Annotated in this window: 20 protein-coding genes; 10 read left to right on the forward strand and 10 right to left on the reverse strand. The window is 70.8% G+C overall.

Going from position 1 to position 16,799, the window contains the following annotated elements:
- Positions 1-94: 94 nt before the first annotated feature.
- The 4 genes from AB0B85_RS26320 to AB0B85_RS26335 form a co-directional block, all read right to left on the reverse strand.
- Positions 95-814 carry a DUF6758 family protein gene (locus AB0B85_RS26320; protein ID WP_357411643.1) on the reverse strand — a complete coding sequence of 240 codons (720 nt, stop codon included), beginning with the start codon at positions 812-814 and terminating at the stop codon, positions 95-97.
- Positions 815-852: 38 nt separating this feature from the next.
- Positions 853-1,476: an RNA methyltransferase gene (locus AB0B85_RS26325; protein ID WP_357411644.1), complete on the reverse strand. Its 624-nt coding sequence runs from the start codon at positions 1,474-1,476 to the stop codon at positions 853-855.
- Between the two features lie 51 nt (positions 1,477-1,527).
- A complete protein-coding gene (locus AB0B85_RS26330; protein WP_357411645.1) occupies positions 1,528-2,043 on the reverse strand; it encodes a hypothetical protein in 516 nt (171 codons plus the stop codon).
- 109 nt (positions 2,044-2,152) lie between these two features.
- The gene (locus AB0B85_RS26335) at positions 2,153-2,668 is read right to left on the reverse strand and encodes a MaoC family dehydratase (RefSeq protein WP_357411646.1); all 516 of its coding nucleotides are present in this window, start codon (positions 2,666-2,668) and stop codon (positions 2,153-2,155) included.
- A gap of 546 nt (positions 2,669-3,214) precedes the next feature.
- Between AB0B85_RS26335 and trxA the strand changes: the two genes are divergently transcribed.
- The 3 genes from trxA (at position 3,215) to AB0B85_RS26350 (ending at position 5,173) form a co-directional block, all read left to right on the forward strand.
- Positions 3,215-3,577: a thioredoxin gene (gene trxA / locus AB0B85_RS26340; RefSeq protein ID WP_074316526.1), complete on the forward strand. Its 363-nt coding sequence runs from the start codon at positions 3,215-3,217 to the stop codon at positions 3,575-3,577.
- Positions 3,578-3,725: 148 nt separating this feature from the next.
- A complete protein-coding gene (locus tag AB0B85_RS26345) occupies positions 3,726-4,166 on the forward strand; it encodes a hypothetical protein (RefSeq protein WP_357411647.1) in 441 nt (146 codons plus the stop codon).
- Positions 4,163-5,173, forward strand: a complete 1,011-nt coding sequence (locus AB0B85_RS26350; RefSeq protein ID WP_357411648.1) for an HTTM domain-containing protein — start codon at positions 4,163-4,165, stop codon at positions 5,171-5,173. The genes AB0B85_RS26345 and AB0B85_RS26350 overlap by 4 nt, the downstream gene beginning before the upstream one ends.
- Here the strand turns inward: AB0B85_RS26350 and AB0B85_RS26355 are convergent.
- Complete coding sequence (locus AB0B85_RS26355; protein WP_357411649.1) at positions 5,137-5,556, reverse strand: DUF393 domain-containing protein; 420 nt, start codon at positions 5,554-5,556, stop codon at positions 5,137-5,139. The two genes, AB0B85_RS26350 and AB0B85_RS26355, sit on opposite strands and share 37 nt — an antisense overlap.
- Before the next feature lie 92 nt (positions 5,557-5,648).
- Between AB0B85_RS26355 and AB0B85_RS26360 the strand changes: the two genes are divergently transcribed.
- Entirely contained in the window at positions 5,649-7,715 is a 2,067-nt protein-coding gene (locus tag AB0B85_RS26360; protein ID WP_357411650.1) for an intein-containing Rv2578c family radical SAM protein, read from the forward strand.
- 19 nt (positions 7,716-7,734) lie between these two features.
- On the forward strand, positions 7,735-8,142 hold the full coding sequence (locus tag AB0B85_RS26365; RefSeq protein WP_357411651.1) for a CoA-binding protein: 408 nt from the start codon (positions 7,735-7,737) through the stop codon (positions 8,140-8,142).
- Between the two features lie 157 nt (positions 8,143-8,299).
- Here AB0B85_RS26365 and AB0B85_RS26370 read toward each other — a convergent pair whose 3' ends face one another.
- Positions 8,300-9,496: an acyl-CoA dehydrogenase family protein gene (locus AB0B85_RS26370; RefSeq protein WP_357411652.1), complete on the reverse strand. Its 1,197-nt coding sequence runs from the start codon at positions 9,494-9,496 to the stop codon at positions 8,300-8,302.
- A gap of 178 nt (positions 9,497-9,674) precedes the next feature.
- Here AB0B85_RS26370 and AB0B85_RS26375 point away from each other — a divergent pair, with 178 nt between their 5' ends.
- Positions 9,675-10,157 (forward strand): DUF4190 domain-containing protein, encoded by a 483-nt coding sequence (locus tag AB0B85_RS26375; RefSeq protein ID WP_357411653.1) that lies wholly within the window; start codon positions 9,675-9,677, stop codon positions 10,155-10,157.
- A 13-nt stretch (positions 10,158-10,170) separates the two neighbouring features.
- Here the strand turns inward: AB0B85_RS26375 and AB0B85_RS26380 are convergent, their stop codons facing one another.
- A complete protein-coding gene (locus AB0B85_RS26380) occupies positions 10,171-11,076 on the reverse strand; it encodes an SDR family NAD(P)-dependent oxidoreductase (RefSeq protein WP_357411654.1) in 906 nt (301 codons plus the stop codon).
- Between the two features lie 119 nt (positions 11,077-11,195).
- Here AB0B85_RS26380 and AB0B85_RS26385 point away from each other — a divergent pair, with 119 nt between their 5' ends.
- Positions 11,196-11,708, forward strand: coding sequence for a DUF4190 domain-containing protein (locus AB0B85_RS26385; protein ID WP_357411655.1), 513 nt, complete (start codon positions 11,196-11,198; stop codon positions 11,706-11,708).
- 76 nt (positions 11,709-11,784) lie between these two features.
- Here AB0B85_RS26385 and AB0B85_RS26390 read toward each other — a convergent pair whose 3' ends face one another.
- The gene (locus AB0B85_RS26390) at positions 11,785-12,741 is read right to left on the reverse strand and encodes a CoA ester lyase (protein WP_357411656.1); all 957 of its coding nucleotides are present in this window, start codon (positions 12,739-12,741) and stop codon (positions 11,785-11,787) included.
- A gap of 125 nt (positions 12,742-12,866) precedes the next feature.
- On the opposite strand from AB0B85_RS26390, the gene AB0B85_RS26395 reads away from it, so the two are divergent.
- Positions 12,867-13,691: an SDR family NAD(P)-dependent oxidoreductase gene (locus AB0B85_RS26395; protein WP_357411692.1), complete on the forward strand. Its 825-nt coding sequence runs from the start codon at positions 12,867-12,869 to the stop codon at positions 13,689-13,691.
- An 11-nt stretch (positions 13,692-13,702) separates the two neighbouring features.
- The gene (locus tag AB0B85_RS26400; RefSeq protein ID WP_357411657.1) at positions 13,703-14,008 is read left to right on the forward strand and encodes a hypothetical protein; all 306 of its coding nucleotides are present in this window, start codon (positions 13,703-13,705) and stop codon (positions 14,006-14,008) included.
- An 8-nt stretch (positions 14,009-14,016) separates the two neighbouring features.
- Here AB0B85_RS26400 and AB0B85_RS26405 read toward each other — a convergent pair whose 3' ends face one another.
- On the reverse strand, positions 14,017-15,393 hold the full coding sequence (locus tag AB0B85_RS26405) for a hypothetical protein (protein WP_357411658.1): 1,377 nt from the start codon (positions 15,391-15,393) through the stop codon (positions 14,017-14,019).
- Positions 15,390-15,917 (reverse strand): SigE family RNA polymerase sigma factor, encoded by a 528-nt coding sequence (locus AB0B85_RS26410; RefSeq protein ID WP_357411659.1) that lies wholly within the window; start codon positions 15,915-15,917, stop codon positions 15,390-15,392. The genes AB0B85_RS26405 and AB0B85_RS26410 overlap by 4 nt, the downstream gene beginning before the upstream one ends.
- Positions 15,918-16,152: 235 nt before the next feature.
- On the opposite strand from AB0B85_RS26410, the gene AB0B85_RS26415 reads away from it, so the two are divergent.
- Entirely contained in the window at positions 16,153-16,797 is a 645-nt protein-coding gene (locus AB0B85_RS26415; protein ID WP_357411660.1) for a hypothetical protein, read from the forward strand.
- Positions 16,798-16,799 lie beyond the last annotated feature (2 nt).

Genomic DNA, 16,799 nt, shown 5'->3' on the forward strand with positions numbered 1-16,799 from the left:
CGCCGGGTCCCATTACCGCAGCGGCACCCAGAGTATCAGTGTGGTGTCGTACAGTGAATATCTGCGTCCGTTCTCCGTCAATCCGGGAGACTTGTCAAGCCCTCCCGGGTAGGTACGGAGACGGTGCGCCGTACACGAGCTCGGGCGGAGTCCACTCGGTCAGGTCGTGTAACACGACATCTTCCGCGAGCAGATGACCCGCACTCGCCGGCCAGGCTATCGCATGGAGCCACATTCCCCGAGCTTCGCCGGCGTACGCGCTTCGATCCGTTGGAGAATTCACCAACCACAGTGGAGTCGGATGACCGCCGACCCGGATCCTGGCCTGGCCCACGTGGTCGGGATGACCTGGCCCCGGGTCGGTGAGCGCGCCGGCCAACTGCGGTCCCGGATCCGGCCCGGCCAGTCCGGCGAGCCGGGTGCCCAGGCCGACGCCCGGCTCCTCGGCCACGAAGACCAGGTCCGCCGGGCCACCGCCGAGTGGCGCCGGGCCCGCACAGGCCACCGCTGTCGCCCGCACGCCCGTCCGCTCGTCCCCGGCGTACGCCACGCCGGTGAGCGTCCAGCCGGGCGGCAGCGGCCACGGGCACCACAACGGGGTCGCCGGCGGGTCCGCGGTCGCGGTGATCCGCTCCACCACGCTCGCCACGATCTCCGCTCCGATGTGCTCAGGCACGTGCAACGGCGGCACCGGGCCGCAGCGCAGACACCTCGAGTCGGTGTGCATCAGATCCGGCGCCCGCACCGGGCTCCCGCATCTCGGACAACTCACCGCGACACTCACATCTCCACCGTCGTCCTCGACCGACGGCACGTCAAGCCGGAACGTCCGATTCGGCCCCCGGGTGCGACTCAGTCCGGGGGCGTGCCAGCGTGCGCACGAATCCAGGCGTGCATCGCGATGCCGCTGGCCACGCCCGCGTTGATCGACCTCGTCGAGCCGTACTGGGCGATGGAATAGAGCCTGTCGCACGCGGCGCGGGCCGGCGCGGAGAGACCGGGCCCCTCCTGGCCGAACAGCAGCACACAGGCGCGGGGCAGGGTGCCGGTCTCCAGCGGGAGCGAGCCGGGCAGGTTGTCGATGCCGAACACCGGCAGCCGCCGACCGGCCGCCCAGGCGACGAACTCCTCGATCGTCTCGTGGTGCCGCACGTGCTGGTAGCGATCGGTCACCATGGCGCCGCGCCGGTTCCACCGGCGCCGCCCGACGATGTGCACCTCGGCGGCGTTGAACGCGTTGGCGTTGCGGACCACAGTGCCGATGTTGAAGTCGTGCTGCCAGTTCTCGATCGCCACGTGGAAGCCGTGCCGGTGCCGGTCCAGGTCGGCGACGATCGCCTCGTGCCGCCAGTAGCGGTAGCGGTCGACGACGTTGCGCCGGTCCCCCTCCGCAAGCAACTGCGGGTCGTAACGCGGGTCGTCCGGTGGGTCCCCCGGCCAGGGGCCCACGCCCACCTCAAGCTGGTCGTCGGTCACGGTCATCAGAGGGTACGGACCGGGTCGGCGCTCGGCGCGACGGCCTGCCGGTCAGCCCAGCCCGAGCGCGGCACCGAGTCGGTCCAGGAAGCGCCGGTCCGCCGGGGTGGCGTGTTGGTCCACCCGGCGTTCGCCGGGGCCGGGCACCGCGCGGCAGACCCGGGCCGCGACCGACTGCACCCACTGGCGGTACGCGGCCGAGTCCGCCGGGTCGGCGCGTCGCCCGAGCACCCGGCTCGCGGCGCGACAGGTGGCCAGCAGATCCACCGGGTCGGCGAGGCGTTCGGTGGGCGGCGAGGTGCCGTCGTGCCGGGCGTAGATGGCGGCGACCACCGCCCGGACCAGGTCGCTGTCCGAGGCACGACCCGCGGCCACGGCGTCCAGGCCGGCCAGCCCCGCCCTGACCCCCCGTTCCGGGCGACCGGGGCCGGGAGCCGCGGTGGCCACGAGAACCCGGCCGGGAAGGCTGACGAGCAGGTCCCACTCGGCGGCGGAGTAGACAGCGGTGGTCAGGGGTGCGGCTCGACGGCCGGCAGAGGGCGGCTCTCCGGCGACGGAGTGGCTCATCGGAACCTCCGGCGTCAGCATATGTCCCCCGCCACCCGGGCAGCGCCTCTTCCGCGCAGAACAAACTGTCGGCAGCGGCGGCCCGGGGCGGCGGCCGGCCGCCGCCCGTTCAGCGAGGCTCGGGGAAGCTCGGCCGCTCCGGGTCCACTCCCTCGGGGACGGCGGTCTCCGCGTACTCCCGTTTGGGGACCATGACCCTGCGCCGGAAGACGCAGACCATGGTGCCGTCCTGGTTGTAGCCGCGGGTCTCCACCGACACCACGCCCCGGTCGGGCTTGGAGCCGGACTCGCGCTTGTCCAGCACCGTGGTCTCGCCGTAGATGGTGTCGCCGTGGAAGGTCGGCGCCACGTGCCGCAGCGACTCCACCTCGAGGTTGGCGATCGCCTTCCCGCTCACGTCCGGCACCGACATGCCGAGCAGCAGGGAGTAGACGTAGTTGCCGACCACCACGTTGCGCTTGAACTGGCTGGCTGTCGCGGCGTAGTGCGCGTCCAGGTGCAGCGGGTGGTGGTTCATCGTGAGCAGGCAGAAGAGGTGGTCGTCGTACTCGGTCACCGTCTTGCCCGGCCAGTGCCGGTAGACCGCGCCGACCTCGAACTCCTCGTAGTAGCGGCCGAACTGCATCCTGGTCCCCTTCGACGGGCGGCGATGGAGTTCGGCACAGCATGCCTTACCGCTGGTTAAGGAGACCGACCGGGAGGGACCGTGGCGGAAATGTCACACCAGTCACTCACACGGGGGGAGACGCAATGAGCGGCGGGGCCCTCCCCGGCACCCGCCGCCCACGCTCTGATGCGGAGAATTCTGCCCTACGGAAGCGTAGGTCCAACAGAGATCGAGGTCACATTTATCTTTTTGTAACACTACTCTCGGTGACGACGGGAGGGTTGATCGGCGATCTCCCCAGGCCGGATACCTCCTTGTCAGGCACCAAGTTACCGATTCGTAGCGCTCAATCGGGTGGATCTCCCTGGAAACGCTCCCATCACGGCAGGTCACGCAAGTGCGTCATGCATTTGCGTTCCGCAGGAAAGAGATGAACAGACGTGGGTCGATGACCCCGGCGCCCCCACCAGGAGGTACACGTTTCGGGCCCGACCGCCCGGGAATTCGATACGGTCAGCCCTGGTTCTACGGGACGTAGACAAACCGCGGTGATCGGAGAGTGCAATGGCAACCGTTGAGCTGACCTCGGCGAACTTCGACGAGGTGACCGGCAACGACGGCATCGTCCTGGTCGACTTCTGGGCCGACTGGTGTGGTCCGTGCAAGCGGTTCGCCCCGGTCTACGAGCGCTCCTCGGAGAAGCACCAGAACATCGTCTTCGGCAAGGTCGACACCGAGGCTCAGCAGGAGCTGGGCGCGAAGTTCGACATCCGGTCGATCCCGACGATCATGGCGATCCGTGACGGCGTGATCGTCTTCGCCCAGCCGGGTGCCCTTCCGGAGTCCGCCCTGGAAAACCTGATCGAGCAGGTCGAGGCCCTGGACATGGACGACGTCCGCAAGCAGTTGGCCGAGCACAAGCACTGAGTCGTCCCCACGACGACATCCGCAGGCCGGGCCCGGTGCGGGCCCGGCCTTCGTCGTGTCCCCCTTCCGTGATCACCTGCCTGGGCAGGCCCAACTGACCGTCGGAGGGACCCGAGACGGCCGGTAGATCCCGTATCGTCACGACCTGATGGAGACCCTGACCACCCGCGGGCGCGTGACCCGGCTGGGCGCGACCGCACTCGGTCTAGTCCTGCTGCTGGCCGGCACCTTCTGGGGCAGCGACGACGATTTCCCGTTCGGCCCGTTCCGGATGTACTCCACCTCCAACCCGCCGAATGCACCCGCGCCGGACACCCGGGTCGAGGGGGTGACCAGCAGCGGCGTCGTGGTCGACCTCGGCCAGGACGCGACAGGCATCCGGCGGGCCGAGATCGAGGGGCAGCAGGACCGGTACGCGGCCGACCCGGCGCTGCTCGCCGAGATCGCCGACGCGTACGCCGAACGCCATCCGGATGCCGACGCGCTTGTCGAGATCCGCATCGTGATCCGCTGGCACGGCATCCGGGCCGGCCGGCCGACCGGCGGACACACCGACGAGACGGTGGTCAGTTGGCAGGCCCCCCGATGAGCCGCTGGCTGACCGAGGCCGTGCCGCGTGGTCGCATCGCCGCGTTCCGGACCGTGATCTACCTCTTCGTCGCCGCCGACCTGGTGATCTTCACCCCCTGGGTGCGCACCCGGGTCAGCGTGCCCGGCGAGCTGTACCAGCCGCTGCTGGTCGGCCGCGTGCTCCCCCTACCGACGCCGACCCCGGCGCTGGTGGCGGTCATCTTCTGGTCGCTGCTGCTGCTCGCGCTCCTCGCCGCGACCGGGCGGGCACCCCGACTGCTCGGCTGGGCGGTGTGCGCGCTGTATCTGCAGTGGATGATCATCGCGATGAGCTACGGCAAGGTCGACCACGACCGGTTCGGGCTGCTCATCGCACTTGCCGTCCTCCCCACCGCCGGCCGGGCCCGGCACGGCGACACGACCCGCACCGAGGCCGGTGGGTGGGCGCTGCGCGTCACCCAGATCGCGGTGATCTGCACGTACTTCCTGGCCGCCTTCGCCAAGCTGCGCTTCGGCGGCCTGGACTGGCTGACCGGCTCGGTCCTGGCCCGCGCGATCATCCGGCGCGGCACCGACCTGGCCGACCTCATCGCCCAGGTGCCGTACCTGCTGATCATCGCCCAGTTCGGCATCGTCGCCTTCGAGCTGTTCAGCCCTGTGGTCTTCCTGCTGCCGCCCCGCTGGCGGCTGGCCATGGTCGGCTTCTTCTACTCGTTCCACGTGGTCACCATCGCGACCATCACCATCTCGTTCGCGCCGCATCTGGCCGCGATGACCAGCTTCCTGCCGCTGGAGCGGGTCCGCCCGATGCTCTGGGCCCGCCGACTCCTTGGCCGCGGCCCAGCCGGGACAGCGTCGGAAACCCCGGGCCCGGCACACGCGGACACGGCACCAGTGCGCCTCGGCGACCACGCTACCGGCGCGGACCTGGCCCCGCCCGGCGATGAGGCTGTGGTCAGGGCTGATGCGGACCTGGCCCCGCTCGGCGATCAGGCCCCGGTGGTCGGGCGTCCGGCCGGTCCGTAGAGCCGCTCGCGCGCCTCCTGCGGCAGCGAGCACGCCGCCGTGCCGCCCGGCAGGCGGTGCCGGTTGCGCGCCACCCACCGGTACACCGGCCAGGCCGCCGCGCGCACCGGCGGGAACCGCAGGCCCGCCCCGGCCACCCGCCAGACCGGCCCGCTGTCGGCGAGCAGCTTCGCTATGGCGTCCGGACCCGCCGCGCGGGAGCCGTCCGCGCCGACCCACTGCACGGCCTCCTCGCACTCGGCAACGGTGAGACCGAGCGCGTCCAGGTCGGCGAACTGCCAGGGCACCACGCGCGCCGTGGTGGGGATCCGGCGCTCGATGAACTCCGCACAGGTCGTGCAGAACGCGCAGTCACCGTCGTAGACGAAGGTCGACGTCTCCATGCCGTCCATCCTCCCCCGCCGGACCGCCGATCACGCACGGGTGTCCGGCGGGTCACTTGCGCAGTGCTCGTACACGTGTTCGAATAGTGCCCATGCGCTGGGACAACCTCACCGCTCCCCCGGTCGAGGGAGACCCCGAGCGGGCAGCGCCGGCGACGCCACCCCTGCCGCTGGCGCTGCCCGGCGCCGTCGTCCGCACGTTCGACACCCCGGAGTTCGCCGGGATGACGTTCTACGAGGTGCAGGCCAAGTCCATCCTCAACCGGGTGCCCGGGCAGTCCCGCGTGCCCTTCGAGTGGACGATCAACCCGTACCGGGGATGCAGTCATGCTTGTGTTTACTGCCTGAGCGGTGACACCCCGATCCTGATGGCGGACGGGCGTACGAAGCCGATCAGCGAGCTTGAGCCCGGCGACCGCATCTACGGCACCGAACGACGCGGCGCCTACCGCCGATATGTGATCACCACCGTCGTCGACAAGTGGTCCACGGTGAAACCCGCATACCGGGTCACATTGGCGGACGGCACCACGCTCATCGCCAGCGGCGACCACCGGTTCCTCTCAGACCGTGGCTGGAAGTACGTCACCGGCGCCATGCAGGGCGCCGGCGAACGCCCCTACCTGACGACGAACAACCGCCTCATCGGCACGGGCCGTTTCGCGGCCGGGCCCAAGGAGTCACTCGACTACCGCCGGGGCTACCTCTGCGGGATGGTGCGGGGTGACGCTCACCTCGGCACCCATTCGTACTCCTACGGAACAGTGCATCGCTTCCGTCTGGCGCTGATCGATGACGAGGCGTTGAGTAGAAGTGCGCGCTACCTCGCTCAGGAGGGCATCGAGACGAGGCTCTTCTCATTCACACCGGCCAGCGCCACGCGCCGACCGCTGTCGGCCATCCGCACCTCCAAGCAGCGGGACATCGAGAGGATCACCGAGTTGATCCAATGGCCGGGCAGCCCCAGCGACGAGTGGCGACTCGGCTTCCTGGCCGGCATCTTCGACGCCGAGGGCAGCTGCAGCGGGGGAATCCTGCGCATCAGCAACAGCGACGACGCAATCCTCGACCAGGCAACGGAGGCTCTGCGCCATCTCGGGTTCACCTCCGTGCGGGAAGACCCCGGTCGGCCCAACCGGGTGCGGCAGATCAGACTGACCGGAGGTCTCGCCGCCCGGTTTCGGTTCTTCCACCTGACCGACCCGGCCATCACCAGGAAGCGCTCGATCGAGGGCGCCGCACTGAAGTGCAGGGCGGACCTCAGGGTTGTCGACATCCAGGCGCTCGGGCTGGAGCTGCCGCTCTGGGACATCACCACTGGCACCGGGGACTTCATCGCCAATGGAGTGGTCAGCCACAACTGTTTCGCAAGAAATACTCACACTTACCTCGACCTCGATGCCGGCGCGGACTTCGACCGGAAGGTGATCGTCAAGGTCAACGCCGGTGAGCTGGTCCGGCGGGAGCTGGCCGCACCGAGGTGGCGGGGCGCGCACGTGGCGATGGGCACCAACGTGGACTGCTACCAGCGCGCCGAGGGCCGTTACCGGCTGATGCCCCAGATCATCGGTGCCCTGCGAGACTTCGCCAACCCGTTCTCGATCCTCACCAAGGGCACGCTGATCCTTCGTGACCTGCCGCTGCTGCGCCAGGCCGCCGAGGTGACCACGGTGGGCATCTCCTTCTCCGTGGGGTTCGTCGACGAGCAACTCTGGCGCACCGTCGAGCCGGGCACACCGCACCCACGCCGCCGGCTCGACGCCGTCCGGGCGCTCACCGACGCCGGCTTCTCCGTCGGGGTGCTGATGGCCCCGATCCTGCCCGGCCTCAGCGACAGCGACGAGTCGATCGACGCCACCGTGTCGGCGATCGCCGCCGCCGGCGCGACAAGCGTGACAGCTCTGCCGCTGCACCTGCGTCCCGGCGCCCGGGAGTGGTACGCGCCCTGGCTCGCCCGGGAGCACCCGCACCTCGTGCCCCGCTACCGCGAGCTGTACCGGGCGGGTGCGTACGCCCCGCAGACGTACCAGCGGGAGGTGACCGCGCGGGTGCGGATCGCGGCCCGCCGGCACGGGCTGCACCGCGGCGAGCGGGGCGACAACCGCAGCCTGCCTGAGCCGCCGACACCAGCAGTGGCCGAGCAGCTGACGCTGCTCTAGTCGGAGCTACAGTCGGCGGGTGCGTACCGCTTCGCAGATCCTCGCCGACTCCGCCGTGATCGCCGTCGTGGGCGCGTCCCGCGACCCGTTGAAGGCCGCGCACCGCGTGCCGTTGCAGATGCAGCAGCACGGCTGGCGCATCATCCCGGTCAACCCGACAGTCGACGAACTGTTCGGGGAACGGGCGTACAAGACCCTCGCCGACATCCCGCACCCCGTTGACCTGGTGGACGTGTTCCGGCCGGCGGCCGACGCCGTGCAGGTGGTCCGGGACGCGGCGGCGATCGGCGCTCCGGCGGTCTGGCTGCAACTGGGCATCGTCTCGGCCGAGGCGCGGCGGATCGCCGAGAAGGCCGGCATGGACTACGTCGAAGACCGCTGCCTCATCGTCGAACGCGCCGCCGCCAACCTGACCCGCTTGGCCTAACGCGAACTCCGTCCCGCCCCGCCGATCATGCAGTTGTGGTGCCAGGTTGGGGGGCCTTTGCCGCTTCTATTCCGCACCACGACTCCTTGATCGACGAGGTTGGGGTGAGTGCGGGAGGGCTGGTGGGGTGAGGGCGGGTCACCGGCCTGGGCGCGGGTCAGAGCTTGTATTCCTTCAGCAGGCCACGGCTGATGATTGTCTTCTGGATCTCCGAGGTGCCCTCGCCGATGAGCAGGAACGGGGCCTCCCGCATCAGCCGCTCGATCTCGTACTCCTTGGAGTAGCCGTAGCCGCCGTGGATGCGGAACGCCTCCTGGACGACCTCGGCGCAGTATTCGGAGGCGAGCAGCTTGGCCATCCCGGCCTCGACGTCGTTGCGTTGGCCGGCGTCCTTGAGGCGGGCGGCGTTGACCATGAGGGCGTGCGCGGCCTCGATCTTGGTGCCCATCTCGGCGAGCTTGAACGCGATCGCCTGGTGCTTGGCGAGCGGCTGGCCGAAGGTCTTGCGCTGCTGGGCGTACGCGACGGCCAACTCGAAGGCGCGGATGGAGATGCCGCAGGCGCGGGCGGCCACGTTGACCCGGCCCACCTCGATGCCGTCCATCATCTGATAGAAGCCGCGGCCCACCTGGTCGGCGCCGCCGAGGATCGCGGAGTCGGGCACCGTCACCCCGTCGAGCACCATCTCGGTGGTCTCGACGCCCTTGTAGCCCATCTTCTCGATCTTGCCGGGGATGGTGAGGCCGGGGGCGGTCTCGCCGAAGCCCGGCTCCTTCTCCAGCAGGAAGGTGCTCATGTTGCCGTACACCGAGTCGGCGCCGGTGTCGGTCTTGACGAGGGTGGCCACCACCGAGGAGTACGCCCCGTTGGTCAGCCACATCTTCTGTCCGTTGAGCACGTAGTTGTCGCCCTCCCGGACGGCCCTGGACCCGATCGCCGCGACGTCCGAACCGCAACCCGGTTCTGACATCGAGAACGCGCCGCGCACCTCGCCGGTGGCCATCTTCGGCAGCAGGCGGGCCTGCTGCTCGGCGGAGCCGTGCTGGGAGATCAGGTACGCCACGATGAAGTGGGTGTTGACGATGCCGGAGATCGACATCCAGCCCCGGGACAACTGCTCCACGACGAGCGCATAGGTGAGCAGCGACTCGCCGAGCCCACCATGCTCCTCCGCGATGGTGAGGCCGAACAGCCCCATCTCGCGCATGCCGTCGAGGATGTCGGTGGGGTACTCGTCGGCGTGCTCCAGCCGCTGGGCGTGCGGGATGATCTCCTTGTCGGCGAAGTCCCGAACGGTCTCCAGGATCGACTGCTGCACATCGGTCAGGCCGGGCGTCTGGGCGAGTCGAGCCATCTCAGCCTCCGGGGATCCGCGCACTACTCGTGGGTAACTGAACGCTGGGTCAGTATCGGTCGCGCGGGCCGACGAGGCCAAGGTGACCAGTCCACACAACCACTGTGAAAAGGTTCACCGCTACGGGTAGCGTCCGGCAAGAGGGACTTTTCCGGCACCGGCAGGAGGAGGACAGCGCGTGAGCCACCCGCCGCCGTCGGGACCACCATCAGACGAGCAACCGCCGTCACCCTACGAGCCACCCCGGGACCAGTCACCCTACGCGCCGCCGCCGGCCGGCCAGTCACCGTACGGGCCGCCAGCGGACGAGCCATCGCCGTACGGGCAGCAGGGGCCGCACCAGTCGGGGCACTGGAGTCAGCAGCCGCCGTATCCCCCGCAGGGCCCCTACGCCCAGTACGGCCCGCCGACCGGACCGGGTCGAGGCACAAATGTGCTGGCGATCCTGTCGCTCATCTTCGCCTTCGTCTTTCCGCCGGCCGGCGCCGTGCTCGGGCACCTGGCGAAGCGGCAGATCCGCACCAGCGGCGAGGAGGGCGACCAGCTCGCCACCTGGGGGCTGATCCTCGGGTACGTGTTCACCGGGCTCACCGTGCTGGCCTGCTGTGGCTGGCTGGCTCTGGTGGCCTTCGGCAACACCGGCGACAGCGGCGGCTACTGATCCGCCGCGCCGGTCACCGGAACCGGGCCTCGCGGACGCTGTTACCGCCGTCCACCACGAGCATCTGACCGGTGATGTACGAGGCGGCCGGCGAGCAGAGGAAGCTGATCGCGGCGGCGACCTCGTCCGGGGTGCCCGGTCGACCGACCGGTGTGCCCAGCCCCTGCTTGATCTCGGCCACGGTGGACGCGGCGGTGTGGATGGTGCCGGGCGCCACCGCGTTGACAGTCACCCCGTCCGCGATCATCTCCATGGCCAGCGCCCGGGTCAGCCCGACGACCCCGGCCTTCGCCGCCGCGTACGCGGCCTCGGTGGGTAGGGCGTTGACCGGGCCCGCCGTGGCCGCCAGGTTGACGATTCGACCCCAGCCTCGCTCGGCCATCCCACCGATGAACGCCCGGCTGCACAGAAACGCGGTGGACAGGTTGCGGTCGATCTCGCCGCGCCACTCGTCGTAGCTCAGCTGCGCGACCGGCCGCAACACCCCCTGACTGGCCCGACTGGCGAGGCCGGCGTTGTTGACGAGCACCTCGACGTCGCCCAGTTGCTCGGCGACCGCGTCGGCAAGCGCGCCGACCTCGGACTCGTCGGTCAGGTCCGCGACGAAGCCGGTCACCCCCAGCTCACCGGCCCGCTCGTGGATGCGCCGGGTGGTGGAGACGACGGCCACCCGCGCGCCCAGGTCGGCGAGCCGCCGGGCGGTGGCGTACCCGATGCCGTCCGGGCTGCCCGCCCCGGTCACCAGGGCGACCCGCCCGTCGAGGCGCATGGTCACCGGGTCGGCGAGCGCGACCGGCTCATCCGGACCCGGGCTGCCCGCCGGCGTGGCCGCGCGGGCCCGCCGAGCCCCGCCCGGGCGGCTGACGTCCCGTCTGGGTCGGCTGCCGGAACGGTCCGCGGCGCGCGCGTCGAATGCCATGCCAGGATCCTGCCCGTTAGGACCGATCCGAGCAACGCGGCACCCGGTGGTGGGGGCGTCGGGTTTGGGCTGTGCTGACTACCCTGACAGCGCATACCGACCTGACGAAGAGAGTTCGCATGACCACTCCCCCGCCGCCCGGAAACTGGTCCGATCCCACCTGGCCGGCTCAGCCGTCGAGCCCCGCACCGGACCCGACTCTCGTGGCGGGTCATCCGGTGCCCGCCCAACCCGGCCCCGTCGACCCGTACGCGCCGGTCGACCCGTACGCCGGGGGGCAACCGCCGGTGGGCCAGCCGATGCCCGGCTACGCCCAACCCGGCTACCCGCAACCCGGTTACCCGCCGCAGTACCCCGGCTACGGCTACCCACCGCAGAAGACGAACGGGATGGCGATCGCCGCGCTGGTGCTCGCGCTTGTCGGCTTCGCGTCCTGCATCACCGCTCCGGTCGGCGCGATCCTCGGGCACGTGGCGCAGAAACAGATCCTGCTCAGCGGCGAAGGCGGTGCGGGGATGGCGAAGGCCGCCATCATCATCGGCTGGATCCTCACCGGGCTGCTCGGGCTGCTGCTCGCCTTCTACGTCGTCGCGATCATCATCGCGATCACCACGGGCAACAGCAGCTCCTGACCGACGCGCGAGGTCGGCGTACCTCCGGTCGGTGGGCTGGGACGACGGCCGGCGGCGGTCGTCCCAGCCCGACCAGTCACCCGGCCGGTGGGGTGAACGACGAGGTACGACTCATCCCGGCGGCCCGACCCTTGGCGGCGATCACCAGCGCCATCTTGCGGGACGCCTCGTCGATCATCTCGTCGCCGAGCATCACCGCGCCCAGCTTGCCGCCGGCCTCCGACGTGTAGTGCTCGTACGCGTCGAGGATCAACTCGGCGTGGTCGTAGTCGGCCTGCGCCGGCTGGTAGACCTCGTTCGCCGCGTCGATCTGACCGGGGTGCAGCACCCACTTGCCGTCGAAGCCCAGCGCCGCCGAACGCTTGGCCACCTCGCGGAACCCGTCGACGTCCCGGATCTGCAGGAAGGGGCCGTCGATGGCCTGCTTGTCGTGCATCCGGGCGGCCATCAGGATCCGCATCAGGATGTAGTGGTACGGGTCGCCGGGGTAGTCCGGGATCAGGCCGCCGACCACCATCGACCTCATGTTGATCGACGCCATGAAGTCGGCCGGGCCGAAGATGATGGTCTCCACCCGCGGCGAGGCGGCGGCAATCGCGTCCACGTTGACCAGACCTGCGGCGTTCTCGATCTGTGCCTCGATGCCGATCCGGCCGACCTCCAGGCCGAGCGTCTTCTCGATCTGGGTGAGCAGCAGGTCCAGCCAGTGCACCTGCTCGGCGGTCTGCACCTTCGGCAGCATCACGCAGTCCAGGTTCGCGCCGGCGCCCTCGACCACCTCGATGACGTCCCGGTAGGTCCACGGGGTGGTCAGGTCGTTGACCCGTACCACCCGGGTCTTGCCGGCCCAGTCGCCCTCGTTGAGCGCGGCCACGATGTTCTTGCGCGCGTCCGGCTTGGCCAGCGGCGCGACGGCGTCCTCCAGGTCCAGGAAGACCTGGTCGGCCGGCAGCCCCTGCGCCTTGCCGAGCATCTTCACGCTGGAACCGGGCACGGCGAGGCACGACCGGCGGGGACGACCGACTGCGGCCATGGATGCGCTCCTTCCAGCGTCCGGCGGACATGCCGACGCCACCTGACTGCGACGAAAACTTAACGATCCCAAAGGGCGTGGTGACGCCACGGTAACCTCGCGCCATGACCGGGGTGAATGGACCTGTGGAAGATCTCACTGGGCGTCGACTGGTGGTGGTGACCGGGGCCAGCTCCGGGATCGGCCTGGCAGCCGCCGTGCAACTGGCCTGCCGGGGGGACCGGGTGGCGCTGGTCGGGCGGGACCCGGCACGCCTACAGGCCGCGGCCGAACGGGTACGGGAGACCTCGGGCGAGCGCCCGGAGCTGTTCCGGGCCGACTTCGCGATCCTCGACGACGTACGCCGACTGGCCGAGCAGCTCCGGGCCGCGTACGACCGGATCGACGTGCTCGCCAACAACGCCGGCGCTATCGCGTTGCAACCCCTGAGCACCGTCGACGGCTTCGAGATGTCGATCCAGGCCAACCACCTGGCCCCGTTCCTGCTCACCAACCTGCTCGCCGACCGGCTGGGCCGGATCGTGGTGACCGCCTCCGGCGCCCACCGCTTCGGCACCCTCGACCCCGACGACCTGAACGCCCCGCTGCGCGGCTACCGCCCGCTGGGCGCGTACGGCACCAGCAAGCAGGCGAACATCCTGTTCACCGCCGAGGCGGCGCGGCGCTGGCCGGACATTCCCGCGTACAGCTTCCACCCCGGGGTGGTGCGCACCCGGTTCGCGAACGACAGCAGGCTTGTGGCGTTCGGCATGCGGGTCGTGCCGTTCCGCAGCCCGGAGAAGGCCGCCGAGACCCTTGTGTGGCTGGCGAACCAGGAGCGCTCCCGGCTGATAAACGGCGGCTACTACGTGGACCGTCGGCCGCGCCGGCCCCGCCGCAAGGCGGCCGATCCGCAACTCGCCGCCCGGCTCTGGGCGGCGAGCGCCAAGGCCGTCGGGCTCGACAGCTAGGGCGGGCCGGCATGCTGACACTTGTCGCGATCGTCGAGTTCGCCGTCGGGACCGAGGGGGCCGGGCAGCGCTACGAGGACGCGGTGCTGGCCCTGCTCGGGCGGCACGGCGGCCACCTGGACCGGAGGCTGCGGGGCACCGACGGGCGAACCGAGGTGCACGTGATCCGCTTCGACGACCGGGGCGGCTACGAGTCGTTCCTCGTCGACCCGGAGCGGATGGCCATGCGGAGCGCCCTCGGCGACTCCGCGCCGACCACCCGGGTCATCGAGGTGCAGGAGGTCCAGAACCCCCCGCAGGCCGGCCAGCTCTTATGAAGCAGACCCTAGGCCCGAGCCCGTCGCCGGTCGCGCCAGCGGTGCAGCATCGACAGCACGGGCCGGGCGACGAGCACGACCACTACTAGCCCCACCGCGAGCGCCCAGAACGGCGGCGGCCCGTAGTGGGGACGGCCGGACTCGCGTACCGCCCCGCTGATCGCGAGGTCGGCGGCGACCGACAGGTCGGTGATGCCCTCCGGGGTCCGGAAGAGCACGTCCGGCGCGGCGGCCCCCCGACGTAGCACCACGAGTTCCACAGCCTGCGTGCCGACCTCGTGATACGGCCCCCAGGCGATGTCGTGCTCCTCCGGGAGATCCTCCGCCGTCGGACCCGGCACGCCGACCAACGCCACAGCCTCGTCCGGCGAGCGCCAGCCGAGCAGTTGCACGAACGAGCGGGAGCGCAGCGGCGGGAACGCCGCCGCTGCCAACGGGGCACCATCGACAGTCGACCGGACGGTCAGTGTCCAGGTGCGCCGGTAGGACGGCACCGGGCAGTCGGTGCAGGTGGACCGGCCGAGGACGGCCACCGAACGGCCGTCCGGCAGCCAGGACCCGGCCCCGGCGAGCCGCCCACCCAGCAGCGGCAGCTTCCGGTACGGCTCGGCGACCTGATCCGCGCCCGCGTCGTCCACCCGGGTCAGCCAGACCTCGTCGCGGACCTGGAGCGCGAGGTCGCCGCCGTCCGGCGACAGCGCGGCCGTGCGCCCCGGCGGGATCCAGCCGGTGCCGACCCGCACCCGCAGCACGTCCGATCCGCGCTCCCGGTCGTAGACCCCCACGTACGGGGTGTGGTAGGTGTTCGGGGCCGTGAACGTGGTGTCGTCGGTGGCGTAGACCAGGCGTTTCCCGTCCGGCGCGAAGGCGAGCGGGTAGCCGTCCGGGCGGTCTCGAAGGGTCCGACCGGACGTCAGGTCGAGCAGCGACGCGCCCACCCAGGCGTACCGGCCGTCCGGGGAGAGCAGCGCCTCGAAACCCGCGACGGCCGGATCGCCGTCGAACACCCGGTAGCGGTCGTCGGCGGCGGCCACCACACCCACCCGGGTTTCGAACCAGTTGGTGCGCACAGCGGGACCACCGAAGAGCATCGCCGCCGCGCCCGGCGCCGAGTAGCCGATCGAGGCGGTCCGCAGCGGCGGGTCGACGAGCCTGGTGGGCAGGCCCGCCCGCTCGTGACGCGGGCCGGCGGGCAGCGGCAGGGTCACCGGGTGCAGCGCGTACCCGGTGCCGAGGAGAAGGACCAGGACGGCGAGGGTGCCGGCGACGACGGCCCGGCGACGACGGTGCCGGGTCCGCGCCGCGTCGAAGAGCCCGTCCGGTACGCGCGCGGCCGGCACGTCGGCGGCGAGGCGGTGCAGCGCCTCGGAGAGTCGGGCGGTCATCGGGAGGTCACCTCCTGCGGGCTCTGGCCGACGAGTTCGGCCAACTCGGGGGCGAGCACCCGCAGCCGGCCCAGGGCGTGCCGGGTCTGGCTCTTCACGGTGCCGACCCGGCAGCCGAGCAGCGCGGCCGTCTCGGTCTCGGTGCGGTCCTCGTAGTAACGCAACACGAGAACCGCACGCTGCCGCACGGTGAGCCGGGCCAACGCTGTCCACAGCACCAGGCGGACGTCGGCGTCGTCACCCGGATGGGGTAGTTCCGGCACCACCCCGTCCAGCCGCTCCGGTGGGCGGGCCCGTCGCCAACGCCACCAACTGGCCGCCTGGGTGCAGAGCACCCGACGCAGGTAGGCGTGCGGCTCCGCGACCCGCTCCCAGCGCACCGCGACCCGGGCCAGGGCAACCTGGACGAGGTCCTCGGCGTGGTGCCGGTCACCTGTCAACAGGTACGCGAGCCGGGTCAGCCCGGCGGTCTCGGCCCGGACGAAGTCGGCGAAGCCGTCCCGGGTGCGGTCCTCAGTCGTCAACGGATCGCCCTCCTCGCCGGGATAGACGCCGGGCGGACCTGCTGCGGAGGGAACCAGGCGGCGAATGTGTTCCTCGCCGACGGGGAACAGGGCACGTTGGGCGCCACTTCCGGCGACTCCGCGCCGACCACCCGGGTCATCGAGGTGCGGGACGTGCCTTCTACCTCTACTTCATCATCCTCAACCCGCGAGAACAAGACTTGATCTTGGCTTAGCCGAGGGTCAGGGTGAGTAGGTGAATTTCGATGCGATGGCCACCGCGCGACGGGCCCTCTGGATCGGCGGCGGGCAGTGGGCCGGCAAGTCCACAGTCGCCGTCAACCTGGCGCTGCGGCACGGACTGACCGCGTACCTCTACGACCGGCACGACGCCCGCGGCCACGACGACCGGCGCGTGGCCGACCGCGTCCGGCGTGGTGAGCCGCCTGCCGGTCCCGACCCGGACGCCACCTGGGTGCACACCGATCCGGCGCGGATGGCGGCTGAGACACTTGCCGGCTTTCCCCGTCGCTTCGAATGGGTGCTCGACGACCTCAGCGCCCTGGTCTCCGGCCGGCGGGTGGTGGCCGAGGGGTGGGGGCTGCGACCAGAACTTGTCGCGCCGCTCGTGGAGTCGGTACGGCAGATGGTGGTGCTGGTGCCAACCCCCGGGTTTCGCGCCGACCAGCTCAGTCGGCTGCCCCGGGCCAACGCCCCGGTGGCCGGGGTCAGCGATCCGAGTCGTGCGAACCGGCACCGGTGGGAACGCGACGAGTTGGTGGCGGCGGACGCGGTCGTGCAGGCCGAGCGACTCGCGGTCCGGGTGATCCAGGTCGACGGCAGCCTGGACGGGGAAGGACTTACCGACCTGGTGGCCGAGCACTTCGCCGCGTACCTCTGAAT

It is taken from the genome of Micromonospora sp. NPDC049044, from assembly GCF_040649215.1.
Classification (GTDB): Bacteria; Actinomycetota; Actinomycetes; order Mycobacteriales; family Micromonosporaceae; genus Micromonospora.

Excerpts from the sequence above, each read along its gene's own strand:
- AB0B85_RS26380 (WP_357411654.1), bottom strand. The coding sequence starts at position 11,076 with ATGGCATTCGACGCGCGCGCCGCGGACCGTTCCGGCAGCCGACCCAGA.
- trxA (WP_074316526.1), top strand. The coding sequence starts at position 3,215 with ATGGCAACCGTTGAGCTGACCTCGGCGAACTTCGACGAGGTGACCGGC.
- AB0B85_RS26345 (WP_357411647.1), top strand. The coding sequence starts at position 3,726 with ATGGAGACCCTGACCACCCGCGGGCGCGTGACCCGGCTGGGCGCGACC.
- AB0B85_RS26360 (WP_357411650.1), top strand. The coding sequence starts at position 5,649 with ATGCGCTGGGACAACCTCACCGCTCCCCCGGTCGAGGGAGACCCCGAG.
- AB0B85_RS26355 (WP_357411649.1), bottom strand. The coding sequence starts at position 5,556 with ATGGAGACGTCGACCTTCGTCTACGACGGTGACTGCGCGTTCTGCACG.
- AB0B85_RS26385 (WP_357411655.1), top strand. The coding sequence starts at position 11,196 with ATGACCACTCCCCCGCCGCCCGGAAACTGGTCCGATCCCACCTGGCCG.
- AB0B85_RS26330 (WP_357411645.1), bottom strand. The coding sequence starts at position 2,043 with ATGAGCCACTCCGTCGCCGGAGAGCCGCCCTCTGCCGGCCGTCGAGCC.
- AB0B85_RS26400 (WP_357411657.1), top strand. The coding sequence starts at position 13,703 with ATGCTGACACTTGTCGCGATCGTCGAGTTCGCCGTCGGGACCGAGGGG.
- AB0B85_RS26350 (WP_357411648.1), top strand. The coding sequence starts at position 4,163 with ATGAGCCGCTGGCTGACCGAGGCCGTGCCGCGTGGTCGCATCGCCGCG.
- AB0B85_RS26390 (WP_357411656.1), bottom strand. The coding sequence starts at position 12,741 with ATGGCCGCAGTCGGTCGTCCCCGCCGGTCGTGCCTCGCCGTGCCCGGT.
- AB0B85_RS26370 (WP_357411652.1), bottom strand. The coding sequence starts at position 9,496 with ATGGCTCGACTCGCCCAGACGCCCGGCCTGACCGATGTGCAGCAGTCG.
- AB0B85_RS26335 (WP_357411646.1), bottom strand. The coding sequence starts at position 2,668 with ATGCAGTTCGGCCGCTACTACGAGGAGTTCGAGGTCGGCGCGGTCTAC.
- AB0B85_RS26405 (WP_357411658.1), bottom strand. The coding sequence starts at position 15,393 with ATGACCGCCCGACTCTCCGAGGCGCTGCACCGCCTCGCCGCCGACGTG.